Origin of the sequence: Pseudomonas sp. Irchel 3F3 (assembly GCF_900187545.1) — a bacterium.
In the GTDB taxonomy this organism is placed as follows: domain Bacteria; phylum Pseudomonadota; class Gammaproteobacteria; order Pseudomonadales; family Pseudomonadaceae; genus Aquipseudomonas; species Aquipseudomonas fortuita.
In genome coordinates, this window is the sequence record NZ_FYDS01000001.1 from 536,040 (window position 1) to 550,148 (window position 14,109).

The following is a 14,109-nucleotide window of genomic DNA, read 5'->3' on the forward strand; positions in this document are numbered from 1 at the left end:
CCGAGGCCTGCTTGCAAAGGCGCTGAGCTGCCCGTTTACAGCACCTTGTCGAGGGTGATCGGAAACGCTCTCACACGCTTGCCAGTGGCATGGTAGACAGCGTTCGCCACTGCTGCTGCCACCCCGACCACGCCGATCTCGCCCACCCCCTTGGAGCCCAGCTCGTTGACGATGTCATCGTTCTCTTCAACGAAAATCACCTCGATATCGCCGCTGTCGGCGTTCACCGGAATGTGATACTCCGCCAGGTTGTGGTTCACGATGCGGCCCAACTGGTGATCGGTCAATGCTTCTTCGTGCAGGGCCATGCCCACGCCCCACACCACGCCCCCCAGAATCTGGCTACGCGCGGTTTTCGGGTTGACTACCCGTCCTGCTGCCACGGCGCTGACCACACGGGTGACCTTGATCGTGCCAAGGTCTTCGTCAACATGCACCTCCACAAAAACCGCCGAATGTGTGGCGGTGGAGAAGGGTTGGCGTTTGGCACCTGGCTCGGCTTCTATCTGCGCTTCAACATTTCGCCCCGGGGTGCTGGCGACGATCTCGGCCAGGGCCAGGCGATGGTTGCCCGCATGCAGGTAGCCATCGGCGAAGACAATCTGCTCTGTCGGGGTGCTGGCCACTTCAGGGTACGACTTGCGCGCATGTTCCAGCAGCTTGCTGCGCAGCACCAGGCAGGCCTGGCGCACGGCCGAGCCCACCGACGACACGGTGAAAGAGCCACCCTGTAGCGGTGCTGTCGGCAGGGAGGAGTCCCCCAGCAGGAAGGTGACATCCTGAACCCTGGCGCCCACCGCATCCGCTGCTATCTGGGTCATGACGGTGTAGGTGCCGGTACCGATATCGGTGGTGGCGCTGCTGACGGTCAGGCGCCCTTGGGCATCGATGTGCGCCTTGGCGCTGGCCTTCATTTGCAGGGCCTCCCAGACGCCGCCAGCCATTCCCCAGCCGATCAGCTGGTGGCCATTGCGCATGCTGCGCGGTTGCGGGTCGCGGTTATGCCAGCCGAAACGCTCGGCACCTTGCTGGTAGCACGCCAGCAGCTCCTTGCTGGAGTAGGGCTTGCCCTCGTTGCCATTGTTAGCGGCGAAGTTGCGCCGGCGCAGGTCGAGCGGGTCGATCTGCGCTGCACAGGCGAGCTCATCCATGGCGCATTCGAGGGCGATCATGCCTGACGCGGCCCCGGGGGCGCGCATGTCCAGTGGGGTAAAGACATCGAGCGGCGCCAAGTGATAGCTGAGTGCAACGTTGTCACACTGGTAGAGCATGCCGCTCCATTCGACCAGGTGTTCGGTAAAGTCCTCGAAGCGTGATGTCTGGCCAAGCGCATCGTGGGCGATCGCCAGCAACCGCCCGCCTGCGTCCGCACCCAGGCGCAGGCGCTGCTCGGTACGGGGCCGGTAGCCGAAGGTGAACATCTGCTGGCGGGTCAGTGTGACGCGCACCGAACGTTGTAAATGCAGCGCCGCCATCACGGCCAGCGGTAACTGGTACTGCGGGCGCAAGCCCGAGCCGAAGGCGCCACCCACGAACGACGCGTGCACGCGTATGTTGGCCTTGGGCAGGCCAAACACTTTGTGCAGGTAGTCCTGGCAATTTTGCGTGCCTTGGGTCTTGTCGTGGATTTCGAGGCTGCCGTCGGCCTTGTAGTGCACGGTGGAAGCATGCGGCTCCATCGGGTTGTGATGCTCGTTGGCCGTCAGGTAGGTGGCATCTACCCGCACCGGGGCGGCGGCAAACTGCCCGGCAAAATCGCCTCGTGGTGCCGGTGTTTCGGCGGGGGCCTCATGCGACTGCCGGGTTGCACCCAGGTCTGTCTGGTGGGCCTGCTCGGCATAGTCGATTCTGATCAGCGAGCCTGCGTACCGCGCCAGTTCGAGGGTGTGGGCGACCACCAGGGCCAACGGTTGGCCGCTATAGAGCACGCGGTCGTTGAACAAGGGGCGAAACGGCGACCCCTCGGCCGAATCGGCGTCACTGTAATCGTCGTCATAACTGGAAATGTGCGGCCGATGGCCATGGTCGAGCACAGCGATGACCCCGGGCACGCGCATTGCCTGTGTACTGTCGATGGCGAGCACTCGACCACGGGCGATAGTACTGCACACGACGCTGCCGTGTAGCAGCCCGGCTTGAGGGTATTCACCTGCGTAGCGCGCCTGCCCGGTGACCTTGGCGACGCCGTCCACGCGGTCCAGGGGCGTGCCGACAATGGGTGTGGTGTCGATCATGGTCTTGCCCCTCTGGCTGAGGCACCGAGCACTGCCTCGCTCAATGCCCGAACGATTGCACGCTGCGCGAGTGCTACCTTGAAACCGTTGTGGCTCAGGGGTTGGGCCCCTTGCAGCACGGTGTGCGCGGCCTGGGTGAAAAGCGCTTGCGAAGGCGCCTGGCCGGCCAGCATCCCTTCTACAGCCGTGTCCCGCCAAGGCTTGTGGGCAACGCCACCCAGCGCCAGTCGAGCCTGCTGGATCACGCCGCCATCAAGGTTCAAGGCCGCGGCGACGGACACCAGCGCGAACGCATAGGAGGCGCGGTCGCGGATCTTCAGATAACGGTAATGCTGTTCGAATGCAGGGGGCGGCAACTCGATGGCGACCACCAGTTCATCAGTTGCCAGTTGATTGTCGCGCTCCGGGGCATCGCCGGGCAGGCGGTGGAAGGCCGCGAAGGGTATCTGGCGTTCAGCGGCAGGCCCCTGTACATGTACTACCGCTTCGAGCGCCGCCAACGCCACGCACATGTCCGAGGGGTGGGTGGCGACGCAGGCATCGCTGGCGCCGAGAATCGCATGGATACGGTTCAAGCCCGTACGCGCGGGGCAGCCGCTGCCCGGTTCGCGCTTGTTGCAGGGTGTGCCGGTGTCATAGAAGTAGTAACAACGGGTGCGTTGCAGCAGGTTGCCGCCGGTGCTGGCCATGTTCCGCAACTGAGGCGATGCCCCGGCCAGAATGGCTTCGGACAGCAGCGGATAATGCTGTTGGATGATCGGGTCCCAGGCGAGGTCGGCATTGCTCACCAACGCACCGATCAGCACGCCGCCGTCGGAGGTGGCCCGAATGCCGTTCAGCCCAAGGCCGGAGATGTCGATCAGGCGGTTGGGGCGGACCACGTTTTCCTTCATCAGGTCGACGAGGTTGGTACCGCCGGCAATGAAGCGCGAGCTGGCATCTGCCAGGTTGATGGCTTCGCTGACTGATGCGGGCTTGTGGTAACTGAATGGCGTCATGGGGTCGTCCTGCCTTGCTGCCGGGGCACGTCCTTCATCAACGGCATGGCTTCCTCTACTGCGGCGACAATGTTGCCGTAGGCACCACAGCGGCAGAGGTTACCGCTCATCTGCTCGCGAATGGCCTCACGGGAGTCGGCATGCCCTTCGTGTACAAGACCGACTGCGGAGCAGATCTGCCCTGGTGTGCAATAGCCGCATTGGAACGCATCATGGCGAATGAAGGCGCGCTGCAGTGGGTGAAGTTCACCGTCGCTGGCCAGCCCTTCGATGGTCACCAGTTCGGCCCCGTCGCACATGATGGCCAGCGTGAGGCAGGCGTTGATACGTTTGCCGTCGCGCAACACGGTGCAGGCCCCGCACTGGCCATGGTCGCAGCCCTTTTTGGTGCCTATCAGGTCTAGCTGCTCACGCAGCAGGTCGAGCAATGTGGTCCAGGGCTGCACCTGCAGTGATCGAGGCTGACCATTCAGGGTCAGGTGGATGGGGTGTTCTACGACACCCTCGGGGGCTGTTGCGCTCATGGGAGGTCCTCACGGTCGGTCTTGCACTTGACTGCATCTCTGTGGTGCGACCGGGCCGGCTGTGCAAACGTTCAGCGGAACTGGCCAAAAACCGCCCGTGCCTTGTCTCGAAGCTTGTACAGTCCCTGTGGCAGGCTACTCATCCCCTGTGGGAGGCTACTCATCCCCTGTGGGCTGCGCTGTCACGCAGAGAACAATGGCTGGTGTGGGAGCGGGCTTGTCCCGCGAAGCAGGCAACGCGGTGTATGGCACCGGCTTTGCCGGTGTTCGCGGGGCAAGCCCGCTCCCACAAGTTGAAGCCAACTCAATACGTTGTTCTATGAGGGCGGGCATGCCCGCACCCACAGGGCGCTCGCTAGCTTTCGGAGTTTGAGCTGCTCGCACGCAGACTTGGATGGGTTGGGTCAACCGCCTGAACCACCGCCACTACCGCCAGCGCCAGCGCCGGAACCGCCCGAGCCTCCGCTGCCGGCGCCCGGGCCAGTGCCGCTCCCTGCGGCGCCACCCGTACCGTTACCGGCGCCTGTGCCCGTGCCCGAGCCGTTGTCGGTGCCGTCACCCCCGGTATTGTCGGTGCCATTGGTACCCGTACCGCCAGACCCGGTTCCCATGCCATCCCCAGGCGTGCCGGAGCCAGTGCCATCCAACGGGCCGTTGTCCTGTGTCTGCGCCCCAGGGGCGCGTTGGTCGTTCATGTCGGTGGCTGCCAACACCAACGGTGTGCTGGCACCGAGGCACAGGGCGAGCAGCAATGAATGGGGCTTGATGATGTTCATGCGCAATCACCTCTTTGCGTTGGTCACTTCTTCTTCGTCCTGCGCGTGCAGCCAATTGTGCGTCGGTACTGACGAACGGAATGCCCTTACTGGCGCTGATTACCACCACGACCAAAGCTTTTGGGGAGGAGCCCGCTAGCGGTTACGGGCGTTGACCGATGCAGGTGGCCACACCGTGTGACCGCAGCGCGTACAGCGAATTGCTTCGACCCATCCTTCCGTCATTTTCAGGTCTTTGGTTGATCGTTTTCGCGCATGCCTTCTTCACCGATTGATGAGCGCGGCTGCAATCGAAAAAAACTGAACGGTGGCATTGGCGCGCCAGTCAGAGCGTTTAACCTCATGAAAAAGGATGTTAGCGATGAAAGCGATGACTCGACTGTTCACCGGCCTGGCCATGGCTGGCGCATTGGCAAGCACTACCGCATGGGCAGATCAGCCGGGCGCTGACTGGAAGGTGAACAAGGATCAGGCCGAAGCCACCCTCAAAGGTGCCGGCTACACGCAGATCACCAAGATCGAGGCCGATGATGGGCATTGGGAAGGTGAGGGGATGAAAGCTGACGGCAAACAGTACGAATTCCAGGTCGATCCCCATGACGGCAAGATCATCAAGGATCAACTGGATAACTGATGAGTTGTCCACCCGTGGCATCAGCGCGCTGCCCGTTTCACGGGTAACGCGCCTGACCTTGCTGTAATGGGATGACGGCTCAGCCCGTCATCACTTCATCGATTGCCTGCTCCAGGGTGTTGACCGTACGCTCGATATTGTGCAGTTTTTCGAGCCCGAACAGACCGATGCGGAAGGTCTGGAAGTCGGCTGGCTCGTCGCATTGCAACGGTACGCCGGCCGCAATCTGCAGGCCGTGATCGGCAAATTTCTTGCCGGTCTTGATGTCGGCATCATCGGTGTAGCTCACCACGACGCCTGGGGCCTGAAAGCCGGCTGCGGCCACGCTCTTGATACCTTTGGCGGTCAACATGGCGCGCACCCGATCACCCAGCGCCTGTTGTTCGCTGCGCACCTTGTCGAAACCGTAGGCTTGCATCTCGTTCAACACGTCGTTGAACCGGGCCAGCGAATCGCTGGGCATGGTCGCATGGTAGGCATGTCCGCCCTGTTCGTAGGCCTGCATGATCTGCAGCCACTTCTTCAGGTCGCAGGCAAAGCTGCTGCTCTGCGTGTGCTCGATGCGCTCCAGGGCCAAGGCGCTGAGCATCACCAAGGCGCAGCAAGGGGAAGCGCTCCAGCCTTTTTGCGGTGCACTGATCAGCAGGTCGACTGCGCACTTTTCCATATCAACCCACAGCGTGCCAGAGGCGATGCAGTCCAGCACGAACAGGCCACCCACCGCATGCACGGCGTCACCGATGGCCCGCAGGTAATCGTCGGGCAGGATGATCCCGGATGAGGTTTCAACGTGGGGGGCGAAGACGATCTGAGGCTTGTGCGCCTGGATGCTTGCCAGCACTTCCTCCAGCGGCGGGGGCGCGTAGGCAGCCTGGTGCCCTGTGTCGACCGGGCGGGCTTTGAGTACCGTGGTGGCCGCCGGGATGTTGCCCATATCAAGGATCTGGCTCCAGCGATAACTGAACCAGCCGTTGCGTATCACCAGGCATTGCTGAGCGGTGGCAAACTGTCGCGCTACCGATTCCATGCCGAATGTACCGCTGCCCGGCACTACCGCAACAGCCTGGGCGCCATAGACCTGTTTCAGCGTGCTGGAAATGTTCCGCATCACGCCTTGAAAGGTTTGTGACATGTGATTGAGCGAGCGGTCGGTGTAGACCACCGAGTACTCGATCAGCCCCTCAGGATCATTACTGGGATAAAGCGTAGACATGGGCGACTCCTAGGCAGAGATGTCAGTGGTATCGACCCTGCCCGAAGCCTTGGCAAATGACAAGACAGATTGGGGCTGATTGCGCTGAAGCCCTTCCGCCGTGTGTCCGAAGCAGGCACCCGGAACCGGCGAGCCCGGCTCCCACAGGTATAGCGCAGGCCTCGGTGGCTGATGACCTTCCTGTGGGAGCGCGATTGAATTCAGTCCGGAGTCTGCGCCGCCGTGATCTCGGCGGCGGGGGCCGCAACAGGCGCTTTTGCCTTGGCACGATTGCGACGTTCCTGGCTGCGATGCCGCGCAGCTTGTTGCTTGGCATGGATCGCCTGAGTCGCTGTCACTGTGCCAGCGACTTGACCATTCAAGTCCAGGCGCGGCGCATTCTCCACCATGCTTGCCCAGTACCGGGTACCCCGGCACCAGGTAGAAATGCCCAGCTTGAGCTGTTCACGGGTGATGCCGAGCAGCTCAAGGTGCTGCTCGGCATCCTTGAAAATGCCCTCTTTGAGCGGAACCTTGGGGGCCGGATTGACAGGGAAGGCCAATGGAAAGTGCTTTTGCAATGGCCAGATCGCTGCCACCGCCGGGTCCTGCTCACGAGGCTTTGCCTGTGGCGGGGACTTGCGCTTGGGTTGTTTCGGGCTATCGGCCTTTTCCTGCACTTTTTCCGCCCGCAGACGGTCACGTAGCTCAGCTAGTTGTTCAAAACCCATTGTTCAATTCACTGCTTCGAAGTTGATTGCGAGGCATAAGGATATGCCATGCAGCGCCACAGATCAGCTTAAACAGATGAATTGTGCCAATTTTCCTGGCCGAGGCATCCCCATTCATCAGGATGCCGGCTCATTCCGGATGCTGTGGCATATCGGTATTTAGCGCAGCTCAGTATCAGGCCCCTGCATTTGGTATCGCTCATCCGAAAGGCTGTGAATAAATACATCCACGTCAGGCAAGCCGCAGTCGTACGAACACACAGGCCTTTCTGTGTCTGACTTGAGGTAAGCGATCATGGCTAATAACCAAGACAAGGGCGCCAACCAGGGCAATCCCAAAGCAGGCGCCGGGAACAACACGGCGGGTACCGGCCAGCAGGGTGGTCAAGGCTCGGGTGGTGGCATGCCCAACCACCCGCAACAAGGTCAGAACCAGCCGGGGCAGAAGCCCGAGGACAAAATGAACAAAGACTGGGGCCGCGATACCGGAAGCAAGGGCGGTCGGCAGGAAGACAGCATGACTGACAAGGAGAACCCGGCGGATAAAGACCGCATGGGTCAGCAATCGCAACGCGATAACCCGCAGGGCGAACAGGACCGCTGATCATTGCTGATGCGCACCAGGGTGGGCAAGCCATCCTGGTGCAAGCGGGCCGCATGGCGGCTTCAGATTGAGCGCTGATTGACGCGTGCAGATAGCTGTTCGGCGGTTTCCTTGCGCTCTGAATAGCGATCCACCAGGTAATCCTGACGATCACGCAGCAGCACGGTGAATTTCACCAGTTCCTCCATCACATCAACAACGCGGTCATAGTACGGCGAAGGCTTCATCCGGCCGGCATCATCGAACTCAAGGTAAGCCTTGGGTACCGAGGACTGGTTCGGCACCGTGAACATCCTCATCCAGCGGCCAAGCACACGCAACTGGTTGACCACGTTGAACGACTGCGAGCCGCCACACACCTGCATCACCGCCAAGGTCTTGCCTTGGGTGGGGCGCACGGCGCCCAGCGCCAGGGGAACCCAGTCGATCTGCGCCTTGAACACTGCAGACATCGCCCCATGGCGCTCTGGCGAGCACCAGACCTGGCCTTCCGACCATTGCACAAGTTCACGCAATTCCTGCACCTTGGGGTGCTCAACCGGCGCATCGTCAGGCAGCGGCAGGCCCGAAGGGTCGAAGGTTCGTGCTTCGGCGCCGAAGTGTTCCAGCAGACGCGCGGCTTCCTCCACCAGCAAGCGGCTGAAAGAGCGTTCGCGGGTAGACCCATACAACAGCAGGATGCGTGGTTTGTGCTCGCTTGCCACGGTTGCCGTTGGGGGCAGCTCGAACAATGCGAGGTCGAGGTTAGGGAGATGCTCGGACATTTTTGACTCCTGCTTATTGCGTGCCGATGCGATCCAGCTCGTGCTTGAGCTGATCACGGTCGAGGCGATCGAAGGGAAGGGCGAAGAAAGCGCGGCAGCGCGATGCGATGTGGGCCAGCGTGGCGTGGAAAGCAGCGTCGACTTGCGCCTCGTCACCCACGACATCGGACGGGTCCTGCAACCCCCAATGCGATTTCAGCGCGGGGCCGAAATAGACCGGGCAGGCTTCGCCGGCGGCCTTGTCGCAGACCGTAATAACGACGTCCGGCGGGCTGCTCTCGAATGCGTCGTTGCCCTTGCTGCTCAGGCCAGCAGCCGAAATACCGGCCTGCTCCAGCGTGCTCAGGCTACGGGGCAAAACCTGCCCCTTGGGGACGCTCCCGGAGCTGACTGCCTCGAAACCGGCAGGGGCCAAGTGGTTGAAAAGTGCTTCGCACAGGATGCTTCGGCAACTGTTGGCCGTGCACATGAACAGGACTCGCATGGAGGGCTCCTCCGCCTTGTGGCGGACGTCAGAGGCGCCGGCGCTTGGGCCAGAGCCGAAAGGGTGATTCAGCAGCAGGCGGCATCGCGCACGGGGCGGTCGTCCATGCACGTGAGCCGACGTGTGTTGTCGGCCAGCCAGTGCGAATTGGCCTGCAAGGTGACCTGCAGCATCTCGTGAACCCAGGCCGGTAGCGCCGGGTTAAGGCGGTAATACACCCACTGACCCTGGCGCCGGTCCAGCAACATGCCATTGCTGCGCAGTTGCGCCAGATGGCGACTGATCTTCGGCTGGCTTTCGCCCAGCGCGCACATCAGCTCGCAAACACAGAGTTCTCCCAGGCTGGCGATGAGCAGGGTGGCGCGAGCGCGGGTTTCGTCAGAGAGGCTCTTGAAGACATCGGGCGGGGTAATCATGGTTGCACCAAAACATATGGATAATCGAATATACGCATTACCATATGTTCAGGGCAAGCCCCATGACACGCGCGTGCTGCCTGGATCGACAGCTATCGTTCACAGAGGGCTGCAATGGGCGGATAGCGAAGCGTGTACAGCCCGTTCAAGGTGGGTGCCTTGTCATGAGCGTGGCTAAAGGTTCTGTGAAATCAATTCAGTTCCATCGCCCAGTACCCCAACTTAAACTACGGGCCAATTATAGAAAATATGGATATTTAAGTGGGCGCCCCGCCATGACCAGTAACGACTTCAATTTTTTCATCAAGAGCATCCGCTTTGACGAGCATTATCAACCCTCCGAAAAGACGCGCCTCACTACCAACTTCGCCAACCTGGCGAGGGGTGTGAGCCGGCAAGAGAACTTGCGCAGCACCTTGCAGATGATCGATAACCGCTTCAATGCATTGGCGCATTGGGATAACCCCAAGGGCGACCGTTACACTGTTGAGCTTGATATTATTTCTGTCGAGATGGGTATTGAGGCTGAAGGCGGCAATCAGGCGCTACCCCTGATTGAAATGTTGAAAACAAGCATTATTGACCGACCCACCGGCGAGCGCTTTGCGGGCATGGTGGGGAATAACTTTTCTTCCTACGTGCGGGATTACGATTTTAGTGTGCTGTTGCGTGAGCATAATGCAAACCAGGCTGTATTCAGTACGCCAGACCATTTTGGTGAGCTGCATGGCAAGCTGTTCAAGTGCTTCATCAATTCAAGCACGTACAAGGCGCACTTCGACAAGCCGCCCGTCATCTGTCTGAGTGTTTCGAGCAGCAAGACTTACTCTCGAACGGATAATCACCACCCTGTGTTGGGCTTTGAATACCAGCAGGATGCGTATTCCTTGACGGATACGTATTTCGAGAAGATGGGATTGCACGTGCGTTACTTTATGCCGCCCAACAGTGTGGCGCCGTTGGCGTTCTATTTTTCCGGCGATTTGCTCAGTGATTACACCCACCTGGAGCTGATCAGTACCATCAGTACCATGGACACGTTCCAGAAAATCTATCGACCTGAAATCTACAACGCCAACTCTGCCGCCGGGAAATGCTACCAACCCAGCCTGCAGCATCAGGATTACTCCCTGACGCGCATCGTGTATGACCGAGAAGAACGAAGCCGGCTGGCCATTGAGCAGGGGCGCTTTGTCGAGGAGCACTTTATCAAACCGCACCACGCGCTACTTGAGCAGTGGTCCAACCACTACGCCTGCTGATCAACTGAATAGATAAGGTCTTCCTTCGTGAACAAATTGTTACCCACTTCGACTGCCGGCAGTTTGCCCAAACCCGCCTGGCTCGCACAACCCGAAACGCTCTGGTCACCCTGGAAACTGCAAGATGAGGCATTGATCGAAGGCAAGCAGGATGCCCTGCGCTTGTCATTGCAGGAACAGCAAGACGCCGGCATTGATATCGTCAGTGATGGTGAACAAACGCGCCAACACTTTGTGACGACTTTTATCGAGCACCTGAGCGGTGTTGACTTCGAGAAACGCGAGACCGTCAGGATCCGTGATCGCTATGATGCAAGCGTACCCACCGTAGTAGGCGCTGTTGCTCGGCAAAAGCCGGTATTTGTCGACGATGCCAGGTTCTTGCGTCAGCAGACCCGCCAGCCCATAAAATGGGCGCTGCCAGGCCCCATGACGATGATCGATACGCTGTATGACAGCCATTACAAAAGCCGCGAAAAACTGGCCTGGGAATTTGCCAGGATCCTCAATCAGGAAGCCCGGGAGCTGGAGGCTGCCGGGGTTGACATCATTCAGTTTGATGAGCCCGCCTTCAATGTGTTTTTTGACGAGGTCAATGACTGGGGGGTTGCCACCCTGGAGCGGGCCATCGAAGGCCTCAAGTGTGAAACTGCCGTGCATATCTGCTATGGCTATGGCATCAAAGCCAACACCGACTGGAAAAAAACCTTGGGGTCAGAGTGGCGGCAATATGAAGAGGCCTTCCCCAAACTGCAAAAGTCCAGTATCGATATCATCTCGCTGGAATGCCATAACGCTCATGTGCCCATGGAGCTGCTTGAGTTGATTCGCGGTAAAAAGGTGATGGTAGGCGCAATTGATGTGGCGACCCACACCATTGAAACACCCGAGGAGGTTGCCGATACCTTACGCAAGGCACTGCAATTTGTAGAGGCTGACAAGCTCTACCCTTGCACCAACTGTGGCATGGCTCCCTTGCCGCGTCGGGTGGCCAGCGGCAAGCTCAGGGCTTTGAGTGCCGGTGCAGAAATGGTTCGCAGCGAGCTCTCGGGCAATGACCATCGGGCATCATGGTGACCCGATCACTCGCGTTGTGTGCTGCTCATGATTGACTTGAGACACTTGCGCACACTCCATGCCTTGCGTGAAACGGACAGCCTGCCCGAGGCGGCCGAACGCCTGCACCTGACCCAGTCGGCGCTGTCGCACCAGTTCCGTGAGCTGGAAAGCCGCGTTGGCATGCCTGTGTTTGTGCGCAAGTCCAAGCCGGTGCGCTTCACCACTGCGGGCCTCAAGCTGCTGCAGCTGGCCGACCAGGTGCTGCCGCTGATCCGCACAACGGAGCGCAACCTGAGCAAGCTGGCAGGCGGCACGGCCGACCGGCTGCACATCGCGATCGAGTGCCACAGCTGCTATCAATGGCTGATGCCCTCACTGGACGAGTTTCGCTGCGCCTGGCCGGAAGTTGAACTGGACCTGGCGTCGGGGTTGTCGTTCGCCCCACTGCCGGCCCTGCAGCGTGGTGACCTCGACCTTGTGGTGACCTCCGACCCGATGACCCTGCCGGGTATCACGTACGTGCCGTTATTCGGGTACGAGGCAATGCTGGCCATCGACAAGCATCATCCGCTGCGCGATAAGCCCTACCTGGAGCCTGCCGACATCGCCAGCCAGACCTTGATCACGTACCCGATCGAACGAAACCGCCTGGACATCTTCACCCGTTTCTTCGACCCCGCCGACACCGAACCTGCGCAGATACGTACGGCAGAAATGACTGTGATGATGATGCAACTGGTGGCCAGCGGCCGTGGTGTTTGCTGCCTGCCGAACTGGGCGGTGCATGAGTACACCTCCCGCGGCTACGTGTTGGCCAAGCGCCTCGGCGAAGCAGGGTTGCAGGCCACCCTGTTCGCAGCGGTACGCAGCGACATGCTCGAAGTGCCCTACATGCGTGATTTCCTGCTCACGGCGAAAGACATTTCGTTTGCGACGCTGGAAGGCGTCAATGCGGTGTCAGGGCGAGCGGCGTGGGCGTCGGGCGCCTGACAGGGCGTCAGAAACCTTCCAGGACGATTTTGCCGCGTGCTTTTCCACTCTCGATCATGGCGTGGGCGCGCTTGAGGTGCTCGGCATTGATCGTACCGTAGTGCTCGCCGAGGGTGGTTTTAAGCACGCCATCATCGACCAGCTGCGAAACGCGATCGAGCAGTTGATGCTGTTTGATCATGTCTTCGGTCTTGTACAGCGAACGCGTGAACATGAGCTCCCAGTGCACTGACAGTGACTTGCGCTTGAGCGGCATGACATCCAGTTGCGCCGGGTCGTCGATTAACGCGAGCTTGCCTTGTGGGCGAAGCACCTCCACCAGTTGCGGGAGGTAAGTGTCAGTGTGCGTCAGGCTGATGACGTAATCGACCGGGCCCAGCTTGAGTGCTTCCAGCTGGGGCGCAAGCGATTCGCGGTGGTCGATCACGTGATGGGCTCCCGCTTCCTGAACCCAGGCCTGAGTCTCGGGCCTGGAGGCGGTGCCAATCACCGTGAGCTGTGTGAGCTTGCGGGCAAGTTGAACCAGAATCGAACCAACCCCGCCGGCAGCACCGATCACCAGAAGGCTCTGGTTCTTGCCACCGTTTTCTTCAACGCCCAGGCGGTCGAACAGCAGTTCCCAGGCGGTAATGGAGGTCAGCGGCAAAGCGGCGGCGCTTGCGTTGTCCAGGCTGCGAGGCTTGTGCCCGACAATGCGTTCGTCCACCACATGCAGTTCGCTGTAGCTGCCAGGACGGTCAATGGCACCGGCGTAGAAAACCTCATCGCCCGGTTGGAACAACGTGACCTGCGGCCCTACCTCGCGGACCACGCCAACTGCGTCCCAACCGAGCACTTGTGGTTGCTCGCCACCACGGCTTGCTCGGATCTTGGTATCAACCGGGTTGACGGCAATTGCCCTGACTTCGACCAGCAGATCACGGGCACCTGGCTGTGGCGTGGGCAGTTGCGCGTCATACAGCGATTGTGGGGCCTGGATCGGCAAACCGGGCTGGGTATAAACGACTGCCTTCATTGGCGCTGCCTCTTGGGGATGCGAAAAGTGGGTTCAGACTATCCGTTTCGATTCACACAAAAAACCGCCTGAATGGAGTAAGACTTTCTCGCTTGCAATGAAAATGGTGCGCAGCACCCGAGACGGGGGTTGGCCGCTGCTCTCCATCCTCGAGCACGTCTGCTTCAATTGCCGATCCCTGCGTTCTTCACCCTGTGCTGCAAAGGGCGCATCCAGACTAAACCTTCGCCCGTGCCGTCAGTCAGTTCCAGTAAGGGGTCCGTCCACTGAGACCTTGGGAGGTGGCTGATGAAACTGCTGTGCTTGTTGCAGGGTTGCCAGTGGCACTGCGTGCCGAACCATGAACCGGGCGAGCTCCAATGCCAGTGTTGCCGGCGCTGCGGCGCCGTGCGCCATCGGCGGGCCGTCACACTGTCAAAGGCATAG

General features: G+C 60.3%; 16 protein-coding genes. 6 read left to right on the forward strand and 10 right to left on the reverse strand.

What is annotated here, in order from left to right; all coding sequences use genetic code 11:
* Positions 1 to 35: 35 nt before the first annotated feature.
* From CKW35_RS02455 to CKW35_RS02470, 4 genes are all read right to left on the reverse strand, one after another.
* Positions 36 to 2,234, reverse strand: a complete 2,199-nt coding sequence (locus CKW35_RS02455) for a xanthine dehydrogenase family protein molybdopterin-binding subunit (RefSeq protein WP_095114936.1) — start codon at positions 2,232 to 2,234, stop codon at positions 36 to 38.
* Positions 2,231 to 3,232 carry a xanthine dehydrogenase family protein subunit M gene (locus tag CKW35_RS02460; protein WP_016486242.1) on the reverse strand — a complete coding sequence of 334 codons (1,002 nt, stop codon included), beginning with the start codon at positions 3,230 to 3,232 and terminating at the stop codon, positions 2,231 to 2,233. Before CKW35_RS02460 ends, CKW35_RS02455 begins: the two co-directional genes overlap by 4 nt.
* Entirely contained in the window at positions 3,229 to 3,756 is a 528-nt protein-coding gene (locus tag CKW35_RS02465) for a (2Fe-2S)-binding protein (protein ID WP_060516717.1), read from the reverse strand. The genes CKW35_RS02460 and CKW35_RS02465 overlap by 4 nt, the downstream gene beginning before the upstream one ends.
* 404 nt (positions 3,757 to 4,160) lie before the next feature.
* On the reverse strand, positions 4,161 to 4,532 hold the full coding sequence (locus CKW35_RS02470; protein WP_016486244.1) for a hypothetical protein: 372 nt from the start codon (positions 4,530 to 4,532) through the stop codon (positions 4,161 to 4,163).
* Between the two features lie 361 nt (positions 4,533 to 4,893).
* On the opposite strand from CKW35_RS02470, the gene CKW35_RS02475 reads away from it, so the two are divergent.
* A complete protein-coding gene (locus CKW35_RS02475) occupies positions 4,894 to 5,166 on the forward strand; it encodes a PepSY domain-containing protein (protein ID WP_016486245.1) in 273 nt (90 codons plus the stop codon).
* A 79-nt stretch (positions 5,167 to 5,245) separates the two neighbouring features.
* Here CKW35_RS02475 and CKW35_RS02480 read toward each other — a convergent pair whose 3' ends face one another.
* Together CKW35_RS02480 and CKW35_RS02485 are read right to left on the reverse strand one after the other, a co-directional pair.
* On the reverse strand, positions 5,246 to 6,379 hold the full coding sequence (locus CKW35_RS02480) for an aminotransferase class V-fold PLP-dependent enzyme (protein WP_095114938.1): 1,134 nt from the start codon (positions 6,377 to 6,379) through the stop codon (positions 5,246 to 5,248).
* A 200-nt stretch (positions 6,380 to 6,579) separates the two neighbouring features.
* Positions 6,580 to 7,089: a ProQ/FinO family protein gene (locus CKW35_RS02485; RefSeq protein ID WP_016486247.1), complete on the reverse strand. Its 510-nt coding sequence runs from the start codon at positions 7,087 to 7,089 to the stop codon at positions 6,580 to 6,582.
* Between the two features lie 295 nt (positions 7,090 to 7,384).
* On the opposite strand from CKW35_RS02485, the gene CKW35_RS02490 reads away from it, so the two are divergent.
* Positions 7,385 to 7,693: a hypothetical protein gene (locus tag CKW35_RS02490; RefSeq protein ID WP_095114940.1), complete on the forward strand. Its 309-nt coding sequence runs from the start codon at positions 7,385 to 7,387 to the stop codon at positions 7,691 to 7,693.
* Positions 7,694 to 7,755: 62 nt separating this feature from the next.
* Here the strand turns inward: CKW35_RS02490 and arsH are convergent, their stop codons facing one another.
* From arsH to CKW35_RS02505, 3 genes are all read right to left on the reverse strand, one after another.
* Positions 7,756 to 8,457, reverse strand: a complete 702-nt coding sequence (gene arsH / locus CKW35_RS02495; protein ID WP_060516711.1) for an arsenical resistance protein ArsH — start codon at positions 8,455 to 8,457, stop codon at positions 7,756 to 7,758.
* A 13-nt stretch (positions 8,458 to 8,470) separates the two neighbouring features.
* Positions 8,471 to 8,941, reverse strand: a complete 471-nt coding sequence (locus CKW35_RS02500; RefSeq protein WP_095114943.1) for an arsenate reductase ArsC — start codon at positions 8,939 to 8,941, stop codon at positions 8,471 to 8,473.
* Positions 8,942 to 9,009: 68 nt separating this feature from the next.
* On the reverse strand, positions 9,010 to 9,357 hold the full coding sequence (locus CKW35_RS02505; RefSeq protein WP_016486251.1) for a metalloregulator ArsR/SmtB family transcription factor: 348 nt from the start codon (positions 9,355 to 9,357) through the stop codon (positions 9,010 to 9,012).
* A gap of 275 nt (positions 9,358 to 9,632) precedes the next feature.
* Here CKW35_RS02505 and CKW35_RS02510 point away from each other — a divergent pair, with 275 nt between their 5' ends.
* From CKW35_RS02510 to CKW35_RS02520, 3 genes are read left to right on the forward strand one after another with little or no spacing between them, the layout of a single operon-like run.
* Positions 9,633 to 10,619 carry a DUF1852 domain-containing protein gene (locus CKW35_RS02510; RefSeq protein ID WP_023049282.1) on the forward strand — a complete coding sequence of 329 codons (987 nt, stop codon included), beginning with the start codon at positions 9,633 to 9,635 and terminating at the stop codon, positions 10,617 to 10,619.
* A 27-nt stretch (positions 10,620 to 10,646) separates the two neighbouring features.
* On the forward strand, positions 10,647 to 11,696 hold the full coding sequence (locus tag CKW35_RS02515) for a methionine synthase (protein ID WP_031312561.1): 1,050 nt from the start codon (positions 10,647 to 10,649) through the stop codon (positions 11,694 to 11,696).
* Positions 11,697 to 11,723: 27 nt separating this feature from the next.
* Positions 11,724 to 12,668, forward strand: coding sequence for a LysR family transcriptional regulator (locus CKW35_RS02520; protein WP_095114945.1), 945 nt, complete (start codon positions 11,724 to 11,726; stop codon positions 12,666 to 12,668).
* A gap of 7 nt (positions 12,669 to 12,675) precedes the next feature.
* Here CKW35_RS02520 and CKW35_RS02525 read toward each other — a convergent pair whose 3' ends face one another.
* The gene (locus CKW35_RS02525; RefSeq protein WP_095114947.1) at positions 12,676 to 13,683 is read right to left on the reverse strand and encodes a zinc-binding alcohol dehydrogenase family protein; all 1,008 of its coding nucleotides are present in this window, start codon (positions 13,681 to 13,683) and stop codon (positions 12,676 to 12,678) included.
* 288 nt (positions 13,684 to 13,971) lie between these two features.
* Between CKW35_RS02525 and CKW35_RS28755 the strand changes: the two genes are divergently transcribed.
* Positions 13,972 to 14,109: a PSPA7_2676 family Cys-rich small protein gene (locus CKW35_RS28755; RefSeq protein WP_305728981.1), complete on the forward strand. Its 138-nt coding sequence runs from the start codon at positions 13,972 to 13,974 to the stop codon at positions 14,107 to 14,109.